Origin of the sequence: Streptomyces vietnamensis, from assembly GCF_000830005.1 — a bacterium.
GTDB classification, from domain to species: Bacteria; Actinomycetota; Actinomycetes; order Streptomycetales; family Streptomycetaceae; genus Streptomyces; species Streptomyces vietnamensis.
On sequence record NZ_CP010407.1, the window covers coordinates 6,286,890 to 6,311,345 of the forward strand.

General features: G+C 72.7%; 24 protein-coding genes. 17 read left to right on the forward strand and 7 right to left on the reverse strand.

Features of this window, described 5'->3' with window-relative positions; genetic code table 11:
* Positions 1-17 precede the first annotated feature (17 nt).
* From SVTN_RS28240 to SVTN_RS28250, 3 genes are read left to right on the forward strand one after another with little or no spacing between them, the layout of a single operon-like run.
* Complete coding sequence (locus SVTN_RS28240) at positions 18-614, forward strand: DUF5998 family protein (protein ID WP_041131637.1); 597 nt, start codon at positions 18-20, stop codon at positions 612-614.
* Positions 614-1,822, forward strand: coding sequence for an alkaline phosphatase family protein (locus tag SVTN_RS28245; RefSeq protein ID WP_041131638.1), 1,209 nt, complete (start codon positions 614-616; stop codon positions 1,820-1,822). The genes SVTN_RS28240 and SVTN_RS28245 overlap by 1 nt, the downstream gene beginning before the upstream one ends.
* 42 nt (positions 1,823-1,864) lie before the next feature.
* Complete coding sequence (locus SVTN_RS28250; RefSeq protein WP_041131639.1) at positions 1,865-2,515, forward strand: thymidine kinase; 651 nt, start codon at positions 1,865-1,867, stop codon at positions 2,513-2,515.
* Positions 2,516-2,565: 50 nt separating this feature from the next.
* On the opposite strand, the gene SVTN_RS28255 is transcribed toward SVTN_RS28250, so the two are convergent.
* Positions 2,566-3,240 carry a TetR/AcrR family transcriptional regulator gene (locus SVTN_RS28255; protein ID WP_041131640.1) on the reverse strand — a complete coding sequence of 225 codons (675 nt, stop codon included), beginning with the start codon at positions 3,238-3,240 and terminating at the stop codon, positions 2,566-2,568.
* Between the two features lie 109 nt (positions 3,241-3,349).
* Between SVTN_RS28255 and SVTN_RS28260 the strand changes: the two genes are divergently transcribed.
* The 4 genes from SVTN_RS28260 (at position 3,350) to SVTN_RS28275 (ending at position 9,274) form a co-directional block, all read left to right on the forward strand.
* Complete coding sequence (locus SVTN_RS28260) at positions 3,350-3,952, forward strand: isochorismatase family protein (RefSeq protein ID WP_041131641.1); 603 nt, start codon at positions 3,350-3,352, stop codon at positions 3,950-3,952.
* Between the two features lie 154 nt (positions 3,953-4,106).
* Positions 4,107-6,800 carry a YfhO family protein gene (locus SVTN_RS45705; RefSeq protein ID WP_078908528.1) on the forward strand — a complete coding sequence of 898 codons (2,694 nt, stop codon included), beginning with the start codon at positions 4,107-4,109 and terminating at the stop codon, positions 6,798-6,800.
* A 137-nt stretch (positions 6,801-6,937) separates the two neighbouring features.
* Complete coding sequence (locus tag SVTN_RS28270; protein WP_041131642.1) at positions 6,938-7,903, forward strand: glycosyltransferase family 2 protein; 966 nt, start codon at positions 6,938-6,940, stop codon at positions 7,901-7,903.
* A gap of 3 nt (positions 7,904-7,906) precedes the next feature.
* Positions 7,907-9,274 (forward strand): polysialyltransferase family glycosyltransferase, encoded by a 1,368-nt coding sequence (locus tag SVTN_RS28275; protein ID WP_052499331.1) that lies wholly within the window; start codon positions 7,907-7,909, stop codon positions 9,272-9,274.
* A 135-nt stretch (positions 9,275-9,409) separates the two neighbouring features.
* Here the strand turns inward: SVTN_RS28275 and SVTN_RS28280 are convergent, their stop codons facing one another.
* Positions 9,410-10,183, reverse strand: coding sequence for a VOC family protein (locus SVTN_RS28280; RefSeq protein ID WP_041134304.1), 774 nt, complete (start codon positions 10,181-10,183; stop codon positions 9,410-9,412).
* 159 nt (positions 10,184-10,342) lie between these two features.
* Between SVTN_RS28280 and SVTN_RS28285 the strand changes: the two genes are divergently transcribed.
* On the forward strand, positions 10,343-11,170 hold the full coding sequence (locus tag SVTN_RS28285; RefSeq protein ID WP_041131643.1) for a sulfurtransferase: 828 nt from the start codon (positions 10,343-10,345) through the stop codon (positions 11,168-11,170).
* A 47-nt stretch (positions 11,171-11,217) separates the two neighbouring features.
* Here SVTN_RS28285 and sepH read toward each other — a convergent pair whose 3' ends face one another.
* Positions 11,218-12,258, reverse strand: coding sequence for a septation protein SepH (gene sepH / locus SVTN_RS28290; protein WP_041131644.1), 1,041 nt, complete (start codon positions 12,256-12,258; stop codon positions 11,218-11,220).
* A 486-nt stretch (positions 12,259-12,744) separates the two neighbouring features.
* On the opposite strand from sepH, the gene SVTN_RS28295 reads away from it, so the two are divergent.
* Positions 12,745-13,620 carry a hypothetical protein gene (locus SVTN_RS28295; RefSeq protein ID WP_041134305.1) on the forward strand — a complete coding sequence of 292 codons (876 nt, stop codon included), beginning with the start codon at positions 12,745-12,747 and terminating at the stop codon, positions 13,618-13,620.
* 26 nt (positions 13,621-13,646) lie between these two features.
* Here the strand turns inward: SVTN_RS28295 and SVTN_RS28300 are convergent, their stop codons facing one another.
* Positions 13,647-14,987 carry a D-arabinono-1,4-lactone oxidase gene (locus tag SVTN_RS28300; protein ID WP_041131645.1) on the reverse strand — a complete coding sequence of 447 codons (1,341 nt, stop codon included), beginning with the start codon at positions 14,985-14,987 and terminating at the stop codon, positions 13,647-13,649.
* Entirely contained in the window at positions 14,926-16,188 is a 1,263-nt protein-coding gene (locus SVTN_RS28305; RefSeq protein WP_041131646.1) for an MFS transporter, read from the reverse strand. The genes SVTN_RS28300 and SVTN_RS28305 overlap by 62 nt, the downstream gene beginning before the upstream one ends.
* 152 nt (positions 16,189-16,340) lie before the next feature.
* Between SVTN_RS28305 and SVTN_RS28310 the strand changes: the two genes are divergently transcribed.
* Entirely contained in the window at positions 16,341-17,468 is a 1,128-nt protein-coding gene (locus tag SVTN_RS28310; protein ID WP_041131647.1) for a ferrochelatase, read from the forward strand.
* Between the two features lie 9 nt (positions 17,469-17,477).
* Entirely contained in the window at positions 17,478-18,296 is an 819-nt protein-coding gene (locus tag SVTN_RS28315; RefSeq protein WP_041131648.1) for an inositol monophosphatase family protein, read from the forward strand.
* 114 nt (positions 18,297-18,410) lie between these two features.
* On the opposite strand, the gene SVTN_RS44855 is transcribed toward SVTN_RS28315, so the two are convergent.
* Positions 18,411-18,584: a hypothetical protein gene (locus tag SVTN_RS44855; RefSeq protein ID WP_167352214.1), complete on the reverse strand. Its 174-nt coding sequence runs from the start codon at positions 18,582-18,584 to the stop codon at positions 18,411-18,413.
* 374 nt (positions 18,585-18,958) lie between these two features.
* Here SVTN_RS44855 and SVTN_RS28320 point away from each other — a divergent pair, with 374 nt between their 5' ends.
* From SVTN_RS28320 to SVTN_RS28335, 4 genes are all read left to right on the forward strand, one after another.
* Positions 18,959-19,612: a response regulator transcription factor gene (locus SVTN_RS28320; protein ID WP_041131649.1), complete on the forward strand. Its 654-nt coding sequence runs from the start codon at positions 18,959-18,961 to the stop codon at positions 19,610-19,612.
* Positions 19,613-19,616: 4 nt separating this feature from the next.
* Positions 19,617-20,855, forward strand: coding sequence for a sensor histidine kinase (locus tag SVTN_RS28325; protein ID WP_041131650.1), 1,239 nt, complete (start codon positions 19,617-19,619; stop codon positions 20,853-20,855).
* A gap of 395 nt (positions 20,856-21,250) precedes the next feature.
* Complete coding sequence (locus tag SVTN_RS28330) at positions 21,251-21,547, forward strand: DUF4193 domain-containing protein (RefSeq protein WP_003955561.1); 297 nt, start codon at positions 21,251-21,253, stop codon at positions 21,545-21,547.
* Between the two features lie 12 nt (positions 21,548-21,559).
* On the forward strand, positions 21,560-22,606 hold the full coding sequence (locus SVTN_RS28335; protein ID WP_041131651.1) for a hypothetical protein: 1,047 nt from the start codon (positions 21,560-21,562) through the stop codon (positions 22,604-22,606).
* Positions 22,607-22,610: 4 nt separating this feature from the next.
* Here SVTN_RS28335 and SVTN_RS28340 read toward each other — a convergent pair whose 3' ends face one another.
* A complete protein-coding gene (locus SVTN_RS28340; protein WP_052499333.1) occupies positions 22,611-23,120 on the reverse strand; it encodes a DUF3093 domain-containing protein in 510 nt (169 codons plus the stop codon).
* 238 nt (positions 23,121-23,358) lie between these two features.
* On the opposite strand from SVTN_RS28340, the gene SVTN_RS28345 reads away from it, so the two are divergent.
* Both SVTN_RS28345 and dut read left to right on the forward strand, forming a co-directional pair.
* On the forward strand, positions 23,359-23,943 hold the full coding sequence (locus SVTN_RS28345; RefSeq protein WP_041131652.1) for a PaaI family thioesterase: 585 nt from the start codon (positions 23,359-23,361) through the stop codon (positions 23,941-23,943).
* On the forward strand, positions 23,943-24,455 hold the full coding sequence (gene dut / locus SVTN_RS28350; RefSeq protein ID WP_041134307.1) for a dUTP diphosphatase: 513 nt from the start codon (positions 23,943-23,945) through the stop codon (positions 24,453-24,455). Before SVTN_RS28345 ends, dut begins: the two co-directional genes overlap by 1 nt.
* Position 24,456: the final 1 nt, after the last annotated feature.

A 24,456-nucleotide genomic window follows, 5' to 3' on the forward strand; every position in this document is an offset into this window, starting at 1 on the left:
CCCGTAGGATGGAGCTCATGGCAAAGAGCGGTACGACGACCCAGGGGCTGCGCGCGGCGATCGAGCGCAGCGGCTACTACCCGGCCCTCGTGGCCGAGGCGGTGGAGGCCGCCGTCGGTGGCGAGGCCATCACGTCGTACGTGGTCCACCAGGAGACCACCTTCGACGCGAACGAGGTCCGGCGCCACGTCACCGTCCTCGTCCTGACGCCGCACCGCTTCATCGTCAGCCACACCGACGAGCAGGCCGCCGACACCAGCTCCCCGAGCCCGTACGCCACGACCTCCACCGAGTCCGTGAAGCTCGACCGGATCTCGTCGGTCGTCGTCAGCCGCGTGGTCGCCAACCCCGAGTCGTACACGCCGGGCACCCTGCCCCGCGAAGTGGTCCTCACCATCGGCTGGGGTGCCGTCTCCCGCATCGACCTGGAGCCCGCCGCCTGCGGCGACCCCAACTGCGACGCCGACCACGGCTACACCGGCAACGCCACCGCCGACGACCTCAGCCTGCGCGTGAGCGACGCCGGGGACGGCCCGGACACCGTCCGGCAGACCCTCGCGTTCGCCCAGGCCCTGTCCGAAGCCATCGCGGCGACCGCCGCACCCACCCGCTGATGGTGCAGCCGAACACCGCCGTGAGCCACGGCTGGCCCGACGAACCGATTCCGCTCGCCCCGGAGACCGCGCCGGTGCCCGAGTACACCTCCGGCTCGCTCGGCGACCTGCTGCCGACGCTCGTGGCGGGCCAGGGCGTGCCCGGCTTCGACGCGCGGATCGCGGAGCTGACCCCGGCCGACCGGAACTGCGTCTTCCTGATCGACGGGCTCGGCTGGGAGCAGATCAAGGCCCACCCGGACGAGGCCCCGTACCTGACCTCGCTCCTCGGCACCTCGCGCGGCGGCACGGGCCGCCCGGTCACCGCCGGATTCCCCGCCACCACCGCGACCTCGCTCGCCTCCGTCGGCACCGGCCGCCACCCCGGGACGCACGGACTGCCCGGCTACACCGTGCGCAACCCCGAGACCGGCGAGCTGATGAACCAGCTGCGCTGGAAGCCGTGGACCGCGCCGCACGTCTGGCAGCCGTACCCGACCGTCTTCCAGCTCGCGCACGAGGCCGGGATCCACGCCGCCCAGGTGTCCTCCCCGATCTTCGAGCAGACCCCGCTCACCAAGGTCGCGCTCAGTGGCGGAACGTTTCACGGGCGGCTCTCCGGCGAGGAGCGCATGGACTTCGCCGCCGAGCAGCTCGCCGCCGGCGACCGCTCGCTGGTCTACACGTACTACAGCGAGCTCGACGGCGCCGGTCACCGCTTCGGCATCGACTCCGACGCCTGGCGCGGCCAGCTGATGTTCGTCGACCGGCTCGTGCAGCGGCTCGCCGAGCAGCTGCCGCCCCGTGCGACCCTGTACGTCACGGCCGACCACGGCATGGTCGACATCCCCTTCGACGAGCAGCACCGCATCGACTTCGACGAGGACTGGGAGCTGCGCGCGGGCGTCGCCCTCCTCGGCGGCGAGGGGCGCGCCCGCCACGTCTACGCCGTGCCCGGCGCCGAGGCGGACGTCCTCACCTGCTGGCGCGAGGTCGTCGGCGAGCAGTTCTGGGTGGCGAGCCGCGACGAGGCCATCGCCCTCGGCTGGTTCGGCGACGAGGTCGACGAGCGGGTCTACGGCCGGATCGGCGACGTCGTCGCCGCGGCCCACGACGACGTGGCGATCACCGCCTCCGTCAACGAGCCGCACGAGTCCGCGATGGTCGGCATGCACGGGTCCATGACCCCTGCGGAGCAGCTCGTCCCGCTGCTCGAAGTCCGTTCCTGATCCCCTTCCCCCTCCCACGACCTGAAAGGTCCCCGTCCCGTCATGCCCGAGCTGGTCTTCTTCTCCGGAACCATGGACTGCGGGAAGAGCACCCTGGCGCTCCAGATCGCCCACAACCGCGACGCGCGGGGGCTTCAGGGCGTGATCTTCACCCGCGACGACCGGGCGGGCGAGGGCAAGCTGTCCTCCCGGCTCGGCCTGGTGACGGACGCGGTCGAGGCGCCCCGGGACATGGACCTGTACGCGTACCTCGTCACCCAGCTCTCCCAGGGCGGCAAGGCCGACTACGTCATCGTGGACGAGGCGCAGTTCCTCGCCCCGGAGCAGATAGACCAGCTCGCCCGCATCGTCGACGACCTCAGCCTGGACGTCTTCGCCTTCGGGATCACGACGGACTTCCGTACGAAGCTGTTCCCCGGCTCCCAGCGGCTGATCGAACTGGCGGACCGGATCGAACACCTCCAGGTCGAGGCCCTGTGCTGGTGCGGCGCCCGCGCCACGCACAACGCCCGTACGGTCGGCGGCGAGATGGTCGTCGAGGGCGAACAGGTCGTCGTCGGGGACGTGAACCGCCCGGCCGAGGAGATCGGCTACGAGGTCCTCTGCCGCCGCCACCACCGTCGCCGCCTGACCTCGTCCTCCGCCCACGCGAGCGCCCTCTCCCCGGACGTCCTTCCCGTCGGCCAGGCCTGACGGTACGCATCCCGGACCCGCCGGGATCGGTTCGCGCCCGACGGCGGGCCTCAGGCCGGCGGCCGGAGGGCGCGGGTCAGGTCGTCGAGGGCGGCGGTGTCCAGGGGGGCCGTTCCCGTCAGGGTGCCGACCAGTGCCTGGGCGAGGACGGTCGCGGAGCCGATGCGGGTGTCCTCGCGCTCGTCGCCGGTGACCTTTCCGATGACGGCGTCACGCACCGCGTACGAGATGGCGGGGTCCCCGAACAGTTCGGGAAAGGACAGCGCCATCATGCACACGCCCACGTTGGCGGAGAGGATCGACTGGCCGGCCAGTTCCGGGGCCATGCGCAGGCGTCCGGCGTCGCGGCAGCGTTCCACGGCCTTCAGGAGGATCGCCTGGGCCTCCTTGATGGCCTGCGGCTTGGCGTCGCCCGTCGGCGTGAACATCAGGCGGTAGAGGTACGGGTTGCGCAGCGCGAACGTGACGTGGCTGTCCCAGGCCGTGCACAGGTCCGCCACCGGGTCCTCGGTGAGCGGGTTCCGCCGCTTCTCGGTGAGGAAGCGCTCGAAGCCGATGTCGGCCACCGCCGTGAGCAGCCCCTGCTTGTCGCCGAACTGGCGGTAGATCTCCGGCATGCCGACCTTCGCCCGGTCGCAGATCGCCCGGGTCGAGATGGCCAGCGCGTCCTTGGTGGCGAGCAGTTCCTCGGTGGCTTCCAGGATGCGCTCTCGTGCCGTCGACATGGCTCTCACGATAACAGCGCTAACACGAGGGACCTGGGGCTTGATAGCGATGTTAACGATGTGTGTTAGCGTTCATAACGTCAATCTCGTCCGACCGAGAGGAACCGCCATGACCGCCTCCACCACCCTTCGCGATGTGATCGGCCTGCCCCAGGAGCTGCCGCGACTCGGCGAGTCCGTGCTGATCATGGTCGACTTCCAGAACACCTACCGCACCGGCGTCATGCGGCTCGACGGGGCCGAGGAGGCCGTGGCCGCCGGCGCCCGGCTGCTCGCCGCCGCCCGTGCCGCCGGTGCCCCGGTCGTCCACGTCGTCAACGACGGCGGCGAGGGCACCCCGTACGACATCCGGGCCGAGATCGGCTCCATCAGCGACGAAGTCGCCCCGATCGAGGGCGAGAAGGTCGTCGTCAAGCAGTTCCCCAACGCCTTCCACGCCACCGACCTGGAGGAGACCCTCAAGGAACTCGGCGCCGGCGGCGACCTGGTCATCGCCGGCTTCATGACGCACATGTGCGTCCTCTTCACCGCCCAGGGCGCCTTCAACCTCGGCTACCGCCCCACCGTGGTCGCCGAGGCCACCGCGACCCGCCCCCTGGAGGCGCCGGACGGCACCGTGCAGTCCTCGGACGCGCTCCGGGCCGCGAGCCTCACGACCGTTCGTGATCTCTTCGGGACCGTGGCGCGCACGGTCGACGAGCTCGTCGGCTGACGCCTCCGGGGCGTGTGGCACCCGGAGTTCACCCGGGGTGTACCTGAAGAGCGCCTGCTGATCGGTTGCGGGTCGCCCGCCTCGGCGGTAATGGCGGTCGGCCCGCGACGACCCCTCCGGGCGTCCGAAGTGCCGTGCGCCCCCTGGAGGATGTGTGCCACCCGCCGCCGAGGCCGTGTACGTCGAGGACTCCGAGCACGGGACCGTACGTGACGAGCCGGGCGGCGACGCGCGGCGGCGGTTCGCGGGTCTGCGGGCCCCGGCCGCCGCCGCCCTGCTCACCGCCGTACTGCTCTGCCTCGCCACCCGACTCTCCCGCACGTACCCCTTCGGCCCGGTGACCAGGAACATCGTCGACCTCGGCCAGCAGTACCTGCCGTTCCACGCCTACTGGCGGGCCTTCCTGCTCGGCGAGACGCACGGGGACGCCTTCCTCAACTGGAACTCCGGCTTCGGCGCCAACTTCCTCGGCGACATCGGCACCTACCTGAGCAGCCCCTTCGACCTGCTCGTCGTGTTCTTCCCGGCGGACCGCGTCGAACTCGCCCTGTACGTCGTCACCGCCGCCAAGATCACCGCCGCGGCGGCCGCGATGGCGCTGCTGCTCCTGCGGCTGCGCCCCGGTCCGTGGCCGGTCGCCGCCGTCCTCGGCACGGCGTACGCCCTCTCCGGCTGGACCTTCAACTACGGCGCCACCGTCCCGATGTGGCTCGACGGGCTCGTCGCCTTCCCCCTGCTCTGCCTGGTCGGCGAGTGGGCCCGTACCGGCCGCCGTCCCGTCCTCGGCCCCCTCGTCGTCGCCCTGGCCTGGATCGCCAACTTCTACACCGCGTACATGGCGACCCTCGGCGCGGCCGTCGTCCTCGTGGTGCGACTCCTCACCGCCGAGGAGACGGCCACCGCCCGGCAGCGCCTCACCGGCGCGCTGCGCGCCGCCCGGGGCGTCCTCATCGGCATCGGGCTCGCCGCGCCGCTCGTCGTGGTCGTCTTCCTCGCCACGAAGGTCGCCGACCCCACCCCCGAGACCGTCTTCGCGCCGGCCCCCTGGACGGACGTCCTCGCCCGGTTCCTGCCCGCCACCGCGAGCGTCGCCAGCCCCGCCCTGTTCATCGGCACGCCCGCGCTCGCCCTCGCCCTGACGCTGCCCTTCAACCGGGCCGTCGCCCCGCGCGTACGGGTCGGCTTGACGGCCGCGGTCGTCCTGGTGACGCTCTCCCTCCAGTGGGAACCCACCCACCTCCTGTGGCACGCGGGCGCCTCGCCCAACGGCATTCCGTACCGTCAGACCTTCGTCCTCTGCGGCCTGTTGCTCATCGCCGCCTGGTTCTCCGTCGCCCGGGGCGTCCCCCGGCCGGCCGCGCTCCTCGCGGGCCTGGCGCTGCTCGGGGCCCTGGCGTGGGCGGCCCGGGGGAGCGTCGACATCGACCGGTGGACCTTCCCCGCCTTCGGCGCGGCGGCGCTCCTCGCCCTGATCGCCGTCGTTCTCGCCTCGGTCGGCGACCGCCGCGACCACGCACGCGTGCTCCCCGATTCGACCGGTGACGGCCCGTCCACCGCGCGCGTACTTCCCGATTCGGCCGGCATCCGCCGGTCGACCGCGCGCGTACTCCCCGATTCGGGTGGTGACGGCCCGTCCACCGCGCGCGTGCTCCCCGATTCGGCCGGCATCCGCCTGTCCACCGCGCGCGCACTCCCCGTCCTCGCCGTCGTCCTGCTCGTCGCCGCGCAGGCGGGCGAGGTGGCCGTCACCGGGAAGCGGATCGAGGAGCAGCAGCGGAGCAAGGTCTCCTGGTCGCCCCGGGTCGGCCCCTGGCACGCGTCCGCCGCCGCGGAGGTGGCCCGCGCGGACGCCTGGCCCCGTCACCGCACGGATCCCGGCGAGGTCCCCGGAGGCAACGACGTGCTGCTCGTCGGAGGGCAGGGCGCCGACTACTACAGCAGCCTCACGTCGGACGTGACCTCCCGGACCCTGGCCTCGCTCGGCTTCGGCTACTACGCCAAGGGCCGGCACCCGGTCAGCCTCGACAACCTGGTGGCGGACGCCCTCTTCTCCATCGGCACCCGGCTGCGTTCGGAGCCCACGGAGCCGGTACGGCAGGACGCCGCGCCCCGCGCCACGGTCACCGCGACCACCACCCCCGTACCGCCCCTGGTCACCGTCCGCCCGCCGGGCCGGCCCGCCACGCACCCCGGGGACTCCGCCTTCGCCCGGCAGGAACGCCTCCTCGGCGCCGACGTGTACGAGCTGCCCGTCCCGCGCCGTACCGGACGCACCCTCACCGCCCGCTGCCCCGCGGGCTCCCAGGTCTGGTTCTGGGCGCCCGAGTACAAGGGCACGGCGACCCTGGCGGGGGAGCGGCCCGTGGACTTCGACGGCAAGCCGCCCTCCGTCCGCGCCCCCATGCAGGCCCTCGGCGCCGTCCCGGCCTCCGGCGAGGTACGGATCGAGCTGGGGCCCGAGGGGAAGCCGCGGCTGCCCCGGGAACCCGTCGGCTGCCTGGTCCGCGCCCGGCTCGACTCCGCCGTACGGCAGCTCACCGCCACCGGCGCCACGCGCGTGCGTGCCGGCGGACACACCGTCACGGCCGAACTGCCCCCAGGGAGCAGGGGCGTCGCCGTCCTCGCCGCGCCGCGCATCTCCGGCTGGCGCTGCGCCGCCGGCGACGCGGAACCGCGCCCCGCGCGCGCGTACGAGGGCCTGGTCGCCGTCCCCCTCGACGGACGGGCGAGCTCGGTCAGCTGCTCCTTCCGGCCACCGGGGATGAAGCTCGGCGGCGCGATCGGCGCGGCGGCGCTCCTGGCGCTCGCCGCGACGGGACTGCTGCATCGCCGACGGTCCCGGCGGTGACGGGGTTTCCGCCGGAGACGACAAGAGTTCACCCGGAGTGCACGCGCGGCTCGTTCACCGGGAAAATTCGGCCGTTAACGTGCCCGCGTGCCCGCCGTAACGGCGTTTGATCATTCGATTCAGTGTGGGGATCCCGAGTGCCGAAACTGTCCGTCGTCGTACCGTTCCACAATGTCGGGCCCTATGCGCCCGACACCCTGCGCAGTCTCGCGAACAACGCGGATCCGGAATTCGAGTTCCTGCTGATCGACGACTGCTCGACGGACGACACCCCGGAGATCCTCGACCGCTGGCGCGACCGCCTGCCGAACGCCACCGTCATCCGGCACGAGACGAATCAGGGCGTCGCCCAGGCCCGCAACACCGGAATCGACGCGGCGCGCGGCGACTACCTCACCTTTCTCGACGGCGACGACTGGTACGCGCCCGGCCACCTGAGCGCCGCCGTGGCCGGAATCTCCCGTCTGGACTGCGATTTCGCCCGGACCGACCACGTCCTCTCGGAAGGCCGGAAGCGGCAGATCCGCTATGCCCCGGCCAAGCGGCGCGACACGGTGATGGACCCCCGGGACGGAATCTCCCCGGCCAGCATGGTGACGATGGTCGACTATCCCTTCGTCCCCTTCGGCATTTACAGCGGGCGTCTCTTCGAGAACGGGGAATCCCGCTTCGAGACCTCTCTCCGAACCGCCGAGGACCGGCTCTGGATCTGGCGTCTCCACCTCAAGGCGCGGACTTTCGCGGCGCTTTCCCTGCACGGGGTCTTCTACCGGCGGGGCGTCACCACCTCGCTCACCCAGATCACGGACAACCGGCAGCTGGACTTCATTCCCTCGTACGACCTCCTGCTCGACGACGTCTCCCGGGACCACGAGGCGGACCGCTTCCTGCCGAAGGCGGTCCGCACCTACTGCGCGATGATCGCCTTCCACATGGGGAAGGTGGACAAGTACGAGCCCGCCGTCGCCGCACGGCTGCGCGCAGACGTCCGCGACGCCCTGCTCCGCATGCCGCAGGAGGTCCTCGACGAGACCCTCGCCACCATGGACACCCCGCGCAGCACCCTCCTCCGGAGCCTGCGCGACACCGGAAGGACCGCCTGACCCATGGCCCCCGCCCCCGAGAAGGCGCCCGCCCCCGACCTGCCGGTCCAGATCTTCCAGGTGTCCACCCTGTACGGCGCGGCCACCCTGGCCGCCTCGCTCGACGCCGGACAGTTCGGCCCCCGCGACTCCGCCCGCAGGCTCCTGCTGATCTCGCACAACGCCGAGATCCCGGAGACCGCCCTGCGCCTGGAGACCATGACCGGGTACGAGCGGATCGCCGCCCGCTTCGACGGCACCCTCGACTGGAACGAGACGATCCACCCGTACCACCCCGCCGCCTGGGCGCCCCGCCCCGAGGAGGCCCCGCTCTGGCAGCGCGTCCTGCGCACCGCCTGGGACCTCGGCACCGGCCCGGTCGAGCTGATCGTCGAATCCATCCAGGTCAACCCGGCCAAGGCGCTCGCCGGCGCCTTCCCCGAGAGCACCGTGCACGTCTACGCGGACGGGCTGATGAGCTACGGCCCGACCCGCTCCGACCTCGCGCAGTCGATCGCCTGCCGGATCCGCCGCGTCCTCCACCTCGATTTGGTGCCGGGCCTGCGCCCCCTCCTCCTGAGCGAGTACGGGGTCGAGCCCGAACTCGTCCCCGACGCCGCCTTCCGCGCGGTCCTCGCCGAGATCGCCGAGGAGGCGGCCGACGACCCGGAGATCGCACGAGCGGCCGCCGCGGAGCCGACGGCCCTGCTGCTCGGCCAGTACCTCGCCGCCCTCTCCCTCCTCACCGCCGAGGAGGAGGAAGAGCTGCACGTACGGATGCTGCGCGGGGCCGCCGCGGCCGGACACCGCTCGATCGTCTTCAAGCCGCACCCGACCGCGCCCGCCCGCTACTCCCAGGCCCTGGACGAGGAGGCCGAGCGGAGCGGCGTGCGGCTCACGGTCCTCGGCGGGCCGCTGCTCGCCGAGACCTTCTACGAGCGCTGCCGGCCCGAGCTCGTCGTCGGCTGCTTCTCCACCGCGATGCTCACCGCCGCCGTGTACTACGACGTGCCCGTCGCGCGCGTGGGCACGGCCGAGGTCCTCGAACGGCTCACCCCCTTCGAGAACAGCAACCGGATCCCGCTCACCGTCGTCGACCACCTGGTCGCGGACCTGGAGGGCGGCGAGGAGCCCGCGGTTCCCGGACCGGCCCCGGCCTCGCTCACGCCCCTGGTCCGGGCCGTCGGCTACTGCATGCGGCACAAGGTCCACCCGGGGCTCCGCGAGGAGGCCGCCGCCTTCCTGGCGGAGCACCACGCCGCCCCCGGCACCGCCCATCACTTCACCGCCGAACGGCTGACCCAGCTCGGTCTGCCGGGCGGAGGGGCCGCCCCGGAGCGGACCGGCACGTCCCGACTGCGCCGCGGCCTGGCACGGAGCCGACGGGCCTGAGCCGGTCGACCGGGGATCAGCGCCGACTCGACCTGGTCAGCGCGCGGCCGACCGGGTCAGCGTGCGACCGACCGGGGCAGCGCCGGCTCGACCGGGTCAGCGTGCGACCGACCGGGGCAGCGCCGGCTCGACCGGTCAGCGCTCGGCGGACCTGACCAGGGTGAAGACCGCGCCCTCCGGGTCCGCCACCAGGGAGAGCCGCCCCGCCGTGCCCTCGCGCGGCGGGCGCAGCACCTGGCCGCCGAGCTCCACGACGAGCCGCGCGGCCGCGTCCGCGTCGGCGACCTCGAAGTACGTCATCCAGTGCGGGCCCCGGTCCCGGGGCAGCGCGTTGCCGACGCCGTGCAGCGAGGCCACCGGGGCCCCGGCCACGTGGAGCGTCGCGTAGTCGTGGTCGGCGGAGACGATCGGCTCGACGTCGAAGCCGAAGACCGTCCGGTAGAACTTGCCGACCGAGGACGTCTCGTACGTCAGGAGCTCGTTCCACACCGGGGTCCCCGGCGGTCCCGCCACCGCCGTGCCGTGGTGCTCCTCGGCCTGCCAGACCCCGAAGACCGCGCCGGTCGGGTCGGAGCAGATCGCCATCCGGCCCGCCTCGCCCGCGTCCAGCGGACCGACGGCGACGGTGCCGCCGCAGCAGCGGATGTTCTCGGCGGTCTCGTCGGCGTCCACGGCGGCCAGATACGGGGTCCAGGCGATGCGCAGGTGCCGGTCGGGCGGCAGCTGGCCGATGCCCGCCACCTCCTTGCCGTCGAGCAAAGCGCGCACGTAGGGGCCGAGCTGCTGAGGCCCGGGGACGAACTCCCAGTCGAAGAGCGCGTTGTAGAACTCCTGGGTGGTGTCAAGCCCGTGCACCATCAGGCTCACCCAGCAGGGTGTGCCGGGCGGCCGCGGAGTCGCCTCGCTCATCGTCATTCTCTCCTCGGACCATCGTCGTGGCCGTGCCCCCGTCCGATGGTGACACCGACGGCAGCGCGGCGCGCCCCGGCCGTGCCACTCGTGGCGCGATCCCGTCGGAGGTCGCCGGGTCCGCCCCCGGCGGCCGTGCGGCTGCGCGAGGATGGCCCCATGAAGCCCATCATCTCCGCAAGCGAACTGCTGAGCGAGTCGGCCGGGCCCCGGCCGCCGGTCCTCCTGGACGTCCGCTGGACGCTGGGCGGCCCGCCCGGACGGCCCGCGTACGAGGCCGGCCACCTGCCCGGCGCGGTCTACGTCGACCTGGACGCGGAACTCGCGGGACCGCCCGGGAGCGGCGGCCGCCACCCGCTGCCCGATCCGGAGGCCTTCGGGGCCGTGATGCGCCGGGCGGGCGTCTCGGCGGACCGGCCGGTCGTCGTCTACGACGGGGGTCTCGGCTGGGGCGCCGCCCGCGCCTGGTGGCTGCTCCGCTGGGCGGGCCACCCGGACGTGCGGGTCCTGGACGGGGGCCTCGCGGCCTGGACGGGGGAGCTCACGGAGAAGGTCCCCGCCCCGGAGCCGGGCGACTTCCGGCCGGAGCCGGGTGCCCTGGGACTGCTGGACGCCGACGCGGCGGCGGCGTTCCCCGGTACGGGGCTGCTCCTGGACGCGCGGGCGGCCGAGCGCTACCGGGGTGACGTGGAGCCGATCGACCGGGTCGGCGGGCACATCCCGGGCGCGGTGTCGGCCCCGACGACCGAGAACGTCGACGCCGAGGGCCTCTTCCTGGCCGCCGACGTCCTGCGCGACCGCTTCACGGCGCTCGGCGCGGCCGAGGGGACCCCGGTCGCCGTCTACTGCGGCTCGGGCGTCTCGGGCGCCCACGAGGTCCTCGCCCTGGAGATCGCGGGCATCCCCGCGGGCCTCTACGCCGGCTCCTGGTCGGAATGGTCCTCGGACCCGTCCCGCCCGGTCGCCACGGGCCCGGACCCGCGGTAGCGCCGTAGTACGTACGGGGAAGGGCCCGGCCCTTCCCCGTACAGCCGTCAGTCCTGCTTCTTCCTGCGGGTGCCGAAGACGATCTCGTCCCAGCTCGGCACGGCGGCGCGGCGGCCCGGGCGGACGCCGTCCGCCTCGGCCTGGCGGTCGGTGGCGCCGTGCAGCCGGTCGCGGTGGCCCGAGACCGCACGGGGCATCAGGACGTCGGCGTAGGCCGAGCCCGCGCCCGCCGAGGCGGCCGGGGCCGGCGGCTCCTCCGCCTCCACCTCTTCCGAGGGCTCGGTGTCGGGCGGCTCGGGCACGACCATGTCGCCGCGGAAGCTCGGCACGGCCTCCAGGAGGCTCGTCAGCGAGTCCCGCTCCTCCTCCGGCTCGACGGGCGCGGGCGCCCGCTCCAGCTGGCGGTCGGACCGGTCGATCTGGCGGTCCAGGGCGCGGTCGAGCGGCCTGTCCCGGGGCAGCCGGGCGATGCGCGGCACGAAGGGGAAGCTCGGCTCGGGCGCGGCGGCGATCGTGTCGTCCGTCTCGCCGATCAGGGCCCGCGCCTCGTCGTCGACGGCCTGGACGAGCCGCCGCGGCGGGTCGTACGTCCAGCTGGCCGTGTGGACCTCGCCCGCGACGCGGTAGACGAGCAGCACCTCCCAGGTGCCGTCGTCGCGCCGCCAGGAGTCCCACTGCACGGTGTCCTTCTCGGCGCCGCGCAGCAGCAGCCGCTCCTGCACCGCCTCGCCGAGCTGCGGGCCGCTGTTCTCGCCGGGCCTGCGGACCGGGGTCTTGCGGGCCCGCTCGGCCATGAAGGCGCGCTCCGCGAGCACGGGGCCCTCGAAGCGGCGCACGCGGTCGACGGGGATGCCGGCGAGCTGGGCGACCTCCTCCGCGGAGGCACCGGCCCTTATGCGGGCCTGGATGTCACGGGGACGGAGGTGGCTCTCCACCTCGATCTCGATCTGACCGAGGCGCGCGCGGTCGTTGCGCACGGCGGCACGGAGCCGCTCGTCGATCGGAAGCGTGTACTCCGTGCTGTCAGCAGCCTTCAGCACCAGTCGTGTGCCGTCGTTGGAGACGGCCACGACACGCAGTTCGGGCATGGGGACCTCCCGGGTGGTGCCTGCCGACGTCACGTGCGTCGCTGCTTCCGCTAGTCGAGTGTGGCCTGCCCGGGTGCAGCCTGCCACTACCTTGCCGAGTTGCCCGGCGTGTCGGGCATGGACCCTGGAACGCCGTTATGGCACGGTTACCTGTTCACTACCCGGAGTGACTGGCGGTCACTCTGTGCAGTCGGTTTCCGTGCGATGCCGAGGCGTCGCCGGTTCGAGCGCCGTGTCCGGCCCCCTCCCCGTGATCGCGGGCACCCGTGAGGGCGTCCGGACCCAGGGTTTGTCAATGTACTCCATTCGGGCCACCTGGGTGGACCGGCGCGCCGCCCAACTTCTCGGGCGGTACGGGAGTTGAGTCTCCGCGATCTTCCCCCGTACGTGTCACTCTTCACAGAAACAGCAGAAACGGAACTATTCGCTTCTCCCGTTTGTCCCTTCTGGGTGCAAGACGAACAGATGAACCACCAGGGGTCGGAGATGCGTCACAGGCCGGAAACCGACGGGGCTGAGCCGGAGGAGGGGGAGGGGAGCGGCAGGAGAAGGATCGACCTGAGTGTGGCTCAGGTCTCCGGCAGCGCCCTGGCCGCGGTCATCGCCGCCAAGCTCGCCTCGACCCTCGGTGTGTACGGCACGATCCTCGGCGCCGGTGTGATCAGTGTCATCGCGACCTGCGGCGGACCGCTCTTCCAGTACCTCTTCAAGCGCACCGGCGAGCAGGTCCGCGACGTGACCGCGGTGGCCAAGCCGAAGGCGCGTCAGGTCCGGGTCCCGGCCGGGCCGCAGGACGACCGCACCCTCATGCTCGCCACGGTCCCGGCCCCCCTGCCGTCCGACGGGGAGTTCGGCGAGGCGACCACGCACGGCACCCGCGTCCGGGGCTGGAAGCGGCCGGCGATCGCCGCCGCCCTGGTCTTCGGCGTCACCATGGGCGGCATCACCGCCTACGAACTGGTCGCCGGGCAGGACTTCAGCGGCAAGCAGGGCACCACCACCTTCGGCTCCGTCGTGCGCGGCGGCGGCAGCAGCGGCCAGGACGCGCCCGACCGGGACGCGGGGCCCACGCCCGCGCCGTCGGGGTCCGCGGACGGCACCGGGCGGCAGCAGGGCGGCACCGGCACCCCCACGACGGGATCCACGAAGGGATCCACGCCGACCCAGGAGCCGACCACCGCCGCTCCGTCGACGGAGCCGACCCCCTCGGGTTCCGCCGGCGAGGGGACGACGCCCGCCCCGACGCCGACCGGTCCGACGACGGAACCGACCGCGCCGACCCAGGAGCCGACCGCCGGGACGGTGCAGCCGGAGACCCCCACGGCCCCGACGCCGGCCGGAGCCGACGCCGGAGCCGAGTGACCTTCAGGCGCGTGTCCGAGTGACCGTCAGTCGCCCAGGACCCGGCGCAGATAGTCGTTGGCGAACAGCCGGTCCGGGTCGAGCCGGTCGCGCAGCTCCGTGAACTCGGCGAAGCGCGGGTAGGCCTCGGAGAGGTAGGCGGCGTCGCGGGTGTGGACCTTGCCCCAGTGGGGGCGGCCCCCGTGCGCCGTCATGATGCGCTCCACCGCGGTGAAGTAGCCGTGGTGGGGCGTTCCCCTGTAGAGGTGGACGGCGATGTACGCGGTCTCCCGGCCCGAGGCCGTGGACAGCGCGATGTCGTCCGCCGGGGCCGTGCGCACCTCCACCGGGAAGCTCACCTTGAGCGGCGAGCGCTCGACCATCGCCTTGACCTCGCGCAGCGCGGCGACCGCCGCCTCACGCGGAAGCGCGTACTCCATCTCCAGGAAGCGGACCCGGCGCGGCGAGGTGAAGACCTTGTACGGGATGTCGGTGTACGTACGGGCCGACAGGGCCCGGCTGGAGACCTTGGCGATCGACGGGATGACCGGCGGCACCGCCCGGCCCAGCGAGCAGGCGAGCTGGAAGATCCCGTTGGAGAGGAGCTCGTCCTCGATCCAGCCGCTGATCTTTCCGGGCGGGGCGGCGGGGCCCGCGCTGCGGTTGTTGCGCTTGGTGTTGCAGTTGTCCGTGTGGGGGAACCAGTAGAACTCGAAGTGCTCGTTCTCCGCGTGCAGCTCGTCGAACTCCGAGGTGACCCGGTCGAAGCTCATCGGCTCCTCGCGCGCGGTGAGCAGGAAGACCGGCTCCACCGCGAAGGTGATCGCCGTGACCACACCGAGGGCGCCGAGCCCGATCCGGGCGGCCGCGAAGACCTCCGGGTTCTCCTTCTCCGAACAGGTGAGCAGCTCGCCCGAGGCCGTGACCAGCTCCAGCTCGCGGATCTGCGCGGCGATGGACGCCGACTCGCGGCCCGTGCCGTGCGTGCCGGTGGAGGTGGCGCCGGCGACGGTCTGCTCCATGATGTCGCCCATGTTCGTGAGCGACAGGCCCTCCCGGGCCAGCGCCACGTTGAGCCGCTTCAGCGGCGTGCCCGACTCGACCGTCACGGTCATCGCCTCGCGGTCGATCCGCCGGATCCCGGTCAGCAGGCCCGGCCGGATCAGTACGCCGTCGGTGGCGGCGATCGAGGTGAAGGAGTGGCCGGTGCCGACCGTCTTCACCCGCAGCCCGTCCTCGGCCGCGCGGCGCACCGCCTCGGCGAGCTCCTCGGCCGAGGCCGGGCTCACCTCCCGGACCGGGCGGGAGGTGACGTTCCCCGCCCAGTTACGCCACGGGCTGCTCGCCGTCCTGGCGCTCCCCGACCCCGCTGTCGTCGTACCGCTCACGCTGCCCCTCCCGGTTAGGCGCCGGCCTGCGCAGCCGGCGGTGTCCGAGGAGACCCACCGCGACCGCGAGCGCGCCCGAGACGACGGGCACCACGTACCCCGCCTCCGCCCCCGACGCGTCGACCACCCAGCCGGCGGCCGAGGAGCCGAGCGCCACGCCGATCGCGAGCCCGGTACCCGTCCAGGTCATGCCCTCGGTCAGCTTGGTGCGCGGTACGTGCGCTTCGACGAGGGCCATGGTGGTCACCATCGTCGGTGCGATGGACAGGCCCGCGACAAAGAGCGCCACGGCCAGCAACGGCAAGTTCCCGGCCAGTAGGAGGGGGATCATACTCACGGCCATCGCGCAGATGCCCAGGAGCCATCTGCGGGACGCCTCGCCCTTGAGGCGGAGCAGTCCGAAGACGGCGCCGGCCAGGCCGGAACCCAGCGCGTAGACGGCCAGGACGAGGCTGGCGGCGGCCTTGTGGCCCTGCTCCTCGGCGAAGGCCACGGTCACCACGTCCACCGAACCGAAGATGGCGCCGGTGGCGACGAACGCGAGGGTGAGCACCTGGAGGCCGGGGGAGCGGAGCGCGGAGGTACCCCGGGTGCCCTCCTTGGGGTGGGGGACCGGCTCCGTGGCGCGCTGCGAGGTCAGCCAGAAGACGCCGGCGGCCAGGAACGCCCCGGCGAACAGCGGACCGGCCTCGGGGAACCAGGCGGTCGACAGCCCGATCGAGAGGATCGGGCCGAAGATGAAGCACACCTCGTCGACGATCGACTCCCAGGAGTACGCCGTGTGCAGGCGCTGCACCTCGCCCCGGTAGATCTCCGCCCAGCGGGCGCGGATCATCGCGCCGACGCTCGGCACGCAGCCGATCACGGCCGTGAAGACGAAGAGGGTCCAGTCCGGTGCCTTCTGCTGCACGCAGAGGAGGAGCCCGGCGGCCGCGGCGAGCGAGACCAGCGTCACCGGGCGGAGCACCGCGCGCTGGCCGTACTGGTCGACCAGGCGCGAGACCAGGGGGCCGAGGACCGCGGCGGACATCGCGAGCGTCGCCGAGAGCGCGCCGGCGAGTCCGTACCGGCCGGTGACCTGCGAAATCATGGTCACGATGCCGATGCCCATCATGGACAGCGGCATCCGGCCGAGGAACCCCGCGACGGAGAACGAGGCGGTTCCGGGCGCCGCGAAGATCGCGCGGTAGGGACTGGGCAAGAGAGGTCCTTGGTCAACACGTGTAATTAACTCCTAAAGCCTACGGTGTTGAACTCGCTGCGTCATCCCCGTTTTCTGGACAGGCACTGCCGGACGAACCCCCGGACGGGCCGCGCCCTCCGCCGCCGGAAGCGGGTGGGAGGATCGGTGCCATGTCCGATCAGCACGATCCCGCCCCGTACGACGCCCTGCTGCTGCTCTCCTTCGGCGGCCCCGAGGGCCCGGACGACGTGGTCCCGTTCCTGGAGAACGTGACGCGCGGCCGCGGCATCCCGAAGGAACGGCTCAAGGAAGTGGGACAGCACTACTTCCTCTTCGGCGGCGTCTCCCCGATCAACGACCAGAACCGCGCGCTCCTCGACGCGCTGCGGACGGACTTCGAGCAGGCCGGACTCGGTCTGCCGGTCTACTGGGGAAACCGGAACTGGGCGCCGTACCTCACCGACACCCTCCGCGAGATGATCACCGACGGGCGGCGCCACATCGCCGTCCTCACCACCAGCGCGTACGCCTCCTACTCCGGCTGCCGCCAGTACCGCGAGAACCTCGCCGACGCGCTCGCCACCCTGGAGGCGGAGGGACTCCCGCTGCCCCGGGTCGACAAGCTCCGGCACTACTTCAACCACCCCGGCTTCGTCGAGCCCATGGTCGAGGGCGTCCTCGCCTCCCTCGCGGAGCTCGACCCGTCCGTGCGGAACGGCGCCCACCTCGCCTTCACCACCCACTCCATCCCCGAGTCCGCCGCCGACAGCTCGGGACCGGTCACCGAGCACGGCGAGGGCGGGGCGTACGTGAAGCAGCACCTCGACGTGGCCCGGGTGATCGTCGACGCGGTCCGCGAGCAGACCGGCATCGCGCACCCCTGGAAGCTCGTCTACCAGTCCCGCAGCGGCGCCCCCCACATCCCGTGGCTGGAACCCGACATCTGCGACCACCTGGAGGAGCTCCACGGCGCCGGCGTGCCCGCCGCCGTCATGGTCCCGATCGGCTTCGTCTCCGACCACATGGAGGTCCTCTACGACCTCGACACGGAGGCCACCGCCAAGGCGGCCGAGCTCGGCCTGCCCGTCCGGCGCTCGGCGACCGTCGGAGCCGACCCGCGCTTCGCCGCCGCCGTCCGCGAGCTCGTCCTGGAGCGCGCCGCGACCGAGCGGGGGACCAGGGTCGAGCGGTGCGCGCTCGGTGCCCTCGGGCCCTCCCACGACCTCTGTCCGATCGGCTGCTGCCCGGCAAGGGCGGAGCGGCCCGCCGCGGCCGGAGCCGACAGCCCGTACGCGTAAGGAGTCAGCGTGACCGACGTTTCCGACGTTCCCGACCCCCTGCTCACCGAACTGCTCGACCTCGCCCTGGAGGCCGCACGGCGGGCCGGAGCGCTGCTGCGCGACGGCCGGCCCGACGACCTGGCGGTGGCGATGACCAAGACGAGCCCCATCGACGTGGTCACCGAGATGGACATCGCCGCCGAGAAGCTGATCACCGGCTTCCTCTCCGAGCACCGCCCGCACGACGGCTTCCTCGGCGAGGAGGGCGCGTCCAGCCCCGGCACCAGCGGGATCCGCTGGGTGATCGACCCGCTCGACGGCACCGTGAACTACCTCTACGGCCTGCCCACCTGGGCGGTCTCGATCGCCGCGGAACGGGACGGCGAGACCGTCGTCGGCGTGGTCGAGGCCCCGATGCGCGGCGAGACGTACCGGGCGGCCCTCGGCCGCGGCGCGTACGCGGGGGAGCGGCGCCTCGCCGTCCGCCCCTCGCCCGCCCTCGACCAGGCCCTCCTCGGCACCGGCTTCGGCTACATCCAGGCCCGCCGCGCCCACCAGGCCGACGTCGCCCAGCGGGTCATCCCGCGCGTCCGCGACATCCGCCGCGGCGGCTCGGCCGCCATCGACCTCTGCGACGTCGCCGCCGGCCGCCTCGACGCGTACTACGAGCGCGGCCTCAACCCCTGGGACCTCGCGGCGGGGGCGCTCATCGCCCGCGAGGCGGGCGGCCTCACGGGCGGCCGCCCCGGCGAGCCGGAGTCCGGAGAGCTGACGCTCGCGGCCTCCCCGGGCCTCTTCGGGCCGCTCCAGGAGCTCCTGGAGGAGCTGGGGGCCTGGCACGACTAGGACAGCCCCAGGGACTGTCCGGTGGACGCACGGGGGCCCCGGTGCCGGGAACGGCGCCGGGGCCCCTGCGTGCGTACGGGTCGGGCGGTGTACGGGTCGGACTGGTGATACGGGTCAGACGCCCGGCGCGGCCACCTCCACGCCGTGCTCGGCGGCCAGCCGGTGCAGGTCGTCCAGCTCCGCCTGCTCCATCTCCGCCAGGTAGTCGTCGCCCGTCTCACGGGCCCGCGTGAGGTCCGTCTGCGTGGTCCTGATGCGGTGCAGCAGTCCTGCGGTGAAAGCGTCCATCGTGCGCCCCCTCCTCGTGGGTCCGGTGGCACGGGGGTGTGCCGAGGGTGGGTGGATCAGTAGGTGGATCACACACTGCGAACTCTGGGGGACAGAGAGCGGTCGGTTGCGCGCCACATACAGGGCGTGATCACGGGGTGTGCAGTCGTCCTCCCCAGCCCTTTCCTCAGAGAAACCTCAACTGGCCCGAGAATCCGGTGAATTCTTCGTTCCGGGCCGTGCGCCCCCTCGCGCGCCCCCTCCCGTCCGCGGCCCCGCACCGCCGTCTTACAGCCGGTTTACGCGCGTACGGGGCAGGATGGACACGCACAGTCAGTGCTCGGATTTCAGCCGGTCCCCACCCCGGACAGCGGCTCAACGGAAGGATCTACGACGTGCGCGTACTCGTCGTCGAGGACGAGCAGCTGCTCGCCGATGCGGTGGCCACCGGACTGCGCCGGGAGGCCATGGCCGTCGACGTCGTGTACGACGGCGCCGCGGCCCTGGAGCGCGTCGAGGTCAACGACTACGACGTCGTCGTCCTCGACCGCGACCTCCCGCTCGTCCACGGCGACGACGTCTGCCGCAAGATCGTCGAGCTCGGCATGCCCACCCGCATCCTGATGCTCACCGCCGCCGGCGACGTCAGCGACCGCGTCGAGGGCCTGGAGCTCGGGGCGGACGACTACCTCCCCAAGCCCTTCGCCTTCACCGAGCTCACCGCGCGCGTGCGCGCCCTCGGCCGCCGCACCACCGTCCCGCTCCCGCCCGTCCTGGAGCGCGCCGGCATCAAGCTCGACCCGAACCGCCGCGAGGTCTTCCGCGAGGGCAAGGAGGTCCAGCTCGCGCCGAAGGAGTTCGCCGTCCTGGAGGTCCTCATGCGCAGCGAGGGCGCCGTCGTCTCGGCCGAGCAGCTCCTGGAGAAGGCCTGGGACGAGAACACCGACCCGTTCACCAACGTCGTGCGCGTCACCGTCATGACCCTGCGCCGCAAGCTCGGCGAGCCGCCGGTCATCGTCACCGTCCCCGGCTCCGGGTACCGGATCTGACCCGATGGCCACGACCCCCGCACCCCACCCCCAGGCGCCACCGAAACCGACCTGGGACCCCCGGGACCCCGTCCGGCCGCTGCTGCGCCCGACCATCCGGATACGGCTCACGCTGCTGTACGGCGGGATGTTCCTGATCGCCGGCATCCTGCTGCTGTCGATCATCTACCTCTTCACCGCCCAGGCGCTCAGCGACAGCACCTCCCAGCTGCCCTTCAAGGTCGTCAACGGCACGGTCCAGCCCACCACCTCCTGGTGCACGCTGCCCGAGTCCCCCACCGGCGACCAGCTCAACAACGCCGTCACGCTCTGCCTGCGGCACCAGAGCGACATCGCCCTGGAAGACCTGCTGCGCCGGTCCCTGTTCGCCCTGCTGGGCCTGAGCATCATCGCCTTCGCCTTCGGCTACGCCATGGCGGGACGGGTGCTCTCCCCGCTCGGTCGGATCACCCGGACCGCCCGCCAGGTGGCCAGTTCGGACCTGTCCCGGCGGATCGAGCTGGACGGCCCGGACGACGAGCTCAAGGAGCTCGCCGACACCTTCGACGACATGCTGGACCGCCTGGAGCGGGCCTTCACGGCCCAGCAGCGGTTCGTCGCGAACGCCTCGCACGAGCTGCGGACCCCGCTCGCGATCAACCGCACCCTCCTGGAGGTCCACCTCTCGGACCCCGGGGCGCCGGTGGAGCTCCACCAGCTCGGCAAGACCCTGCTCGCCACCAACGAGCGCAGCGAGCAGCTCGTCGAGGGCCTGCTGCTGCTCGCCCGGAGCGACAACGAGATCATCGAGCGCAAACCCGTGGACCTGGCCGAGGTCGCCGAGCGGGGCGTCGACCAGGTCCACGCCGAGGCCGAGGCCAAGGGCGTGGAGATCCGCGGCGAGCGCGAGTCGGCCGTCGTCCAGGGCAACGGCGTGCTCCTCGAACGGATCGTGCTGAACCTGCTCCAGAACGCCGTCCGGTACAACGTGCCGGAGGGCGGCTGGGTGGAGGTCACGACCGAGGCCAAGGACGGCCAGGCGGTCCTGGTCGTCTCGAACACGGGTCCCGTGGTCCCCGCGTACGAGATCGACAACCTCTTCGAGCCGTTCAGAAGGCTCCGGCAGGAGCGGACCGGCAGCGACAAGGGGGTCGGTCTCGGCCTGTCGATCGCCCGGTCCGTGGCCCGCGCCCACGGCGGCCGTATCATCGCGGAGCCGCGCGAGGGCGGCGGACTCGTGATGCGCGTCACACTGCCGATCTGACACACTGCACGAGCCGACCGGTTCCGTTCGCTTTGCGCGGAATTCCGGGACCCCGATCCTGAGACGCTCATGTGTGATCGATCACAGGAAAAGGTGTCCGGCCCCCCACTCTCCGTGACCGGGAAATCCCTCGGAAAACCAGGAAAAGTCCGGGTTTCCCGGGCCCGGATTGACGGGAAGTACACGGGGTGGCGCCTGCGAGGGACGCCCGGAGGACCGTGTACGGTCCGGTTCGCCACCCGAAGCCGATCACTCGCGAGAGTGCGCGACGGGTGTCGATTGAGTAACAGACCTTGATGTGAGGCAAAATCTCCGCCTCAGGTCGGGCACAAGTCCGACCTCTCACGCGTTACGTGCGCTGGAGACACCGCAACCACCCAGAGGGGGAGAGCGACATGGCAACGGATTACGACACCCCACGCAAGACCGACGACGACGTCGACTCGGACAGCCTTGAGGAACTGAAGGCCCGCCGGAACGACAAGTCGACCTCGACCGTCGACGTCGACGAGTTCGAGGCCGCCGAAGGCCTGGAGCTTCCCGGCGCCGACCTCTCGAACGAGGAGCTGGCCGTCCGGGTCCTGCCCAAGCAGGCCGACGAGTTCACCTGCATGAGCTGCTTCCTCGTGCACCACCGCAGCCAGCTGGCCCGGGAGAAGAACGGCCAGCCGATCTGCCGCGACTGCGACTGAGACAGCTCGGCCGTGGCAGGCGACACACCGTCCCGGAAGCGGCGTCTGCGGCTCCCCGGGAGCCCGGAGACGCACAAGGGCGGCTCAGGCCCGGCAGAGGGCGCCCAGGAGGCCCCCGAAGCCGAGCGCACCGCCTCCCTGCCCTCCCTCGGCGCACGTGACGACGAGCGAGGCCTCCCGGCCTCGCTCGAAGCGGTCCTCGAGGTCGCCGAGACGGATCCGGCACGCCTGCCGGTGCGCGAGGAACAGGCCGGCGCGGCCGCAGCCCGGCAGGGCGGACGTCTCGGCGCCGTCAGGCGGCTGGCCGATCCCGCGCGGGCCCAGCTCGACCGGATCAGGATCGACTCCGACCGGATCGACGCCGTCCGGCGCGGCGTCACGCAGGGCGTCCGGCAGGGCGTGAAGCGTGGCGGGGACAGCGCCAAGGCCGGTCTCGGCTACCTGGCCGACCGGCTGATCGACCTCGCGCCGCGGATCCCCGTCCGCGACCTGGCGACCCTGCGCAAGCAGTTCCCCGGGCTCGGCCCCGAGGAGCTCGCCGACAAACTCGTCGCCGGCGCGGCGAACGCGAGCTCGACCGTGGGCGCGGGCGTCGGCGCCGCCGCCATGCTCCCCACGCCCCCGGCCATGCCGGCCGAACTGGCGGCCGAGATCACCGGCGTCGCCGCCGTCGAGCTCAAGCTCATCGCCGAACTGCACGAGGTCTACGGGCTGCGGCCCCCCGGCCGGATCACCCAGCGCTCGACGGCCTATCTGACCTCCTGGGCCGAGGAGCGGGGCATCGACCCCACCAGGCCCACCACGGTCAACGCCGCACTCGGCGGCCAGCTCAAGCGCGAACTGCGCCAGCAGATCATGAAACGCATGGTGCGCAACCTGCCGAACCTCATGCCCTTCATGGTGGGCGCCGCCGTGGGCGCCGTCATGAACCGCCGCGACACCAAGAAGCTCGCCGCGCACATCCGCAAGGACCTCCGCGCCCGCCAGGTCCCCTGGGACGCCCTCCCGGAGCTGCCCCCGCTGGAGCAGCCCGAGAGCCCCGAGGAGCTGGGCCTCTAGCGCTCTAGCGCAGGCCCTGGGCGCGCTCCGCCTCCAGGGCCGCGACCAGCGCCTCCGGCTCACGGCTGGACAGGTACACGTACGGCGTCGGGTCCGCCGGGTCCGTCACCTCGACCCGTACCGCCCCCGGCACGTAGCTGCGCATCAGCATGAAGGCCCGCGGGTCCGCCTTGTGCATGCGCCACGCGCGCGCCTCCTCCGCGTCCAGCGCCTCGGCCGCCCCGAGCGCCGCGACCGGGATCCGCGCGTCGCCCGCCACCAGCGAACCGGCCACCACCCGGATCCTCGCGGAGCCGTACGAGGAGACCACCACTCCGGCGATCACCGCCGCCGCGATCAGGCCGCCCAGCATCGGGACCGTGCCCAGCGGGAACATGATCAGGGCGCCGGAGAGACCGAGCAGACCCACGATCACCCACCACGAGCGGGGCGCCGACAGCCGCTCGTCGAAACGCGGCGCCGCGGAGGGCGCGGGGGAGGGGGCCGGAGACGGGGACGGTACGGAAGGCTGCATGCGTCCAAGCTTGGCACGGCACGCTCCGCGCCCGTCCGCGCGGGTCTTGGCGTGGCGCGACCGGCACCCGCCCGCGTGGGCCTCGGTACGGCGTGCTCCGCGCCCGCCCGCGTGGGTCTTCGTGCGATGCGACCCGCGCCCGGCCGTGCGGGTCCCGGCACGGCTCGACCCGCGCCCACCCGTGTGGGGCCCGGCACGGCGCGACCTGCGGGCATCCTCGCGGGTAAGGTCTGCGGCTGTGACTGCAACATCTGCCGCCCTCACCCCGCCGGCCGACGCCATACCGCCGGTACGCCACCCCGACGCGCCGGCCCCCGGCGAGCTGCTCGGTGCGCACTACGAGTACTGCTTCGGGTGCGGCGGCGGGCAGCCCCACGGCCTCCACCTGGAAGCGCGCGCGGGCGAGGGCGTGACGGTCACCGCCGAGTTCACGGTGACCCCCGACCACCAGGGCGCCCCCGGCCTCGCGCACGGCGGCGTGCTCGCCACCGCGCTCGACGAGACCCTCGGCTCCCTGAACTGGTTGCTGCGGGTCATCGCCGTGACCGGACGACTGGAGACCGACTTCGCCCGGCCCGTTCCGGTCGGCACCGTGCTCCACCTGGAGGCCGCCGTCACCGCCGTGCACGGCCGCAAGATCTACTCGACCGCCGTCGGCCGGATCGGCGGGCCCGAAGGCCCCGTCGCCGTCCGCGCCGACGCCCTCTTCATCGAGGTCAAGGTCGACCACTTCATCGACAACGGCCGCCCGGAGGAGATCCAGGCCGCCATGTCCGACCCCGACCAGGTCCGGCGCGCCCGCGCCTTCGAGGTGAACCCCTGATGCGCAACCCTGTCGACGTACTGATCCGGCGAGTGGACCCGGAGGTGCCGATCCCGGCCTACGGGCATCCCGGCGACGCCGGGGCCGACCTCGTGACCACCGAGGCCGCCGTACTGGCCCCCGGGGAGCGCGCCGTGCTGCCCACCGGGGTCTCCATCGCCCTGCCGGACGGGTACGCGGCCTTCGTGCACCCGCGCTCCGGTCTCGCGGCCCGCTGCGGAGTGGCGCTCGTGAATGCCCCGGGGACGGTGGATGCCGGGTACCGTGGAGAGATCAAGGTGATCGTGGTCAATCTCGACCCGCGCGAGGACGTGCGGTTCGAACGATTCGACCGGATTGCCCAACTCGTCGTCCAGCAGGTCGAGAAGGTGCGCTTCCACGAGGTGGCGGAGCTTCCCGGTTCGGCGCGGGCCGAGGGGGGCTTCGGGTCCACCGGCGGTCATGCCGCCGTGGACGGCACGACGGGTGGGAATCGATACGCTTCGGTCGTATCCGACCGGGAAGGACAGTGAC

Bases quoted from the DNA above. Each gene is read 5' to 3' on its own strand.
- SVTN_RS28250 (WP_041131639.1), top strand. From the start codon at position 1,865: ATGCCCGAGCTGGTCTTCTTCTCCGGAACCATGGACTGCGGGAAGAGC.
- SVTN_RS28275 (WP_052499331.1), top strand. From the start codon at position 7,907: ATGGCCCCCGCCCCCGAGAAGGCGCCCGCCCCCGACCTGCCGGTCCAG.
- SVTN_RS44855 (WP_167352214.1), bottom strand. From the start codon at position 18,584: ATGGACGCTTTCACCGCAGGACTGCTGCACCGCATCAGGACCACGCAG.
- SVTN_RS28260 (WP_041131641.1), top strand. From the start codon at position 3,350: ATGACCGCCTCCACCACCCTTCGCGATGTGATCGGCCTGCCCCAGGAG.
- SVTN_RS28310 (WP_041131647.1), top strand. From the start codon at position 16,341: ATGTCCGATCAGCACGATCCCGCCCCGTACGACGCCCTGCTGCTGCTC.
- SVTN_RS28340 (WP_052499333.1), bottom strand. From the start codon at position 23,120: ATGCAGCCTTCCGTACCGTCCCCGTCTCCGGCCCCCTCCCCCGCGCCC.
- SVTN_RS28330 (WP_003955561.1), top strand. From the start codon at position 21,251: ATGGCAACGGATTACGACACCCCACGCAAGACCGACGACGACGTCGAC.
- SVTN_RS28325 (WP_041131650.1), top strand. From the start codon at position 19,617: ATGGCCACGACCCCCGCACCCCACCCCCAGGCGCCACCGAAACCGACC.
- SVTN_RS28245 (WP_041131638.1), top strand. From the start codon at position 614: ATGGTGCAGCCGAACACCGCCGTGAGCCACGGCTGGCCCGACGAACCG.
- SVTN_RS28280 (WP_041134304.1), bottom strand. From the start codon at position 10,183: ATGAGCGAGGCGACTCCGCGGCCGCCCGGCACACCCTGCTGGGTGAGC.
- sepH (WP_041131644.1), bottom strand. From the start codon at position 12,258: ATGCCCGAACTGCGTGTCGTGGCCGTCTCCAACGACGGCACACGACTG.
- SVTN_RS28295 (WP_041134305.1), top strand. From the start codon at position 12,745: ATGCGTCACAGGCCGGAAACCGACGGGGCTGAGCCGGAGGAGGGGGAG.
- SVTN_RS28255 (WP_041131640.1), bottom strand. From the start codon at position 3,240: ATGTCGACGGCACGAGAGCGCATCCTGGAAGCCACCGAGGAACTGCTC.
- SVTN_RS28240 (WP_041131637.1), top strand. From the start codon at position 18: ATGGCAAAGAGCGGTACGACGACCCAGGGGCTGCGCGCGGCGATCGAG.
- dut (WP_041134307.1), top strand. From the start codon at position 23,943: ATGCGCAACCCTGTCGACGTACTGATCCGGCGAGTGGACCCGGAGGTG.
- SVTN_RS28285 (WP_041131643.1), top strand. From the start codon at position 10,343: ATGAAGCCCATCATCTCCGCAAGCGAACTGCTGAGCGAGTCGGCCGGG.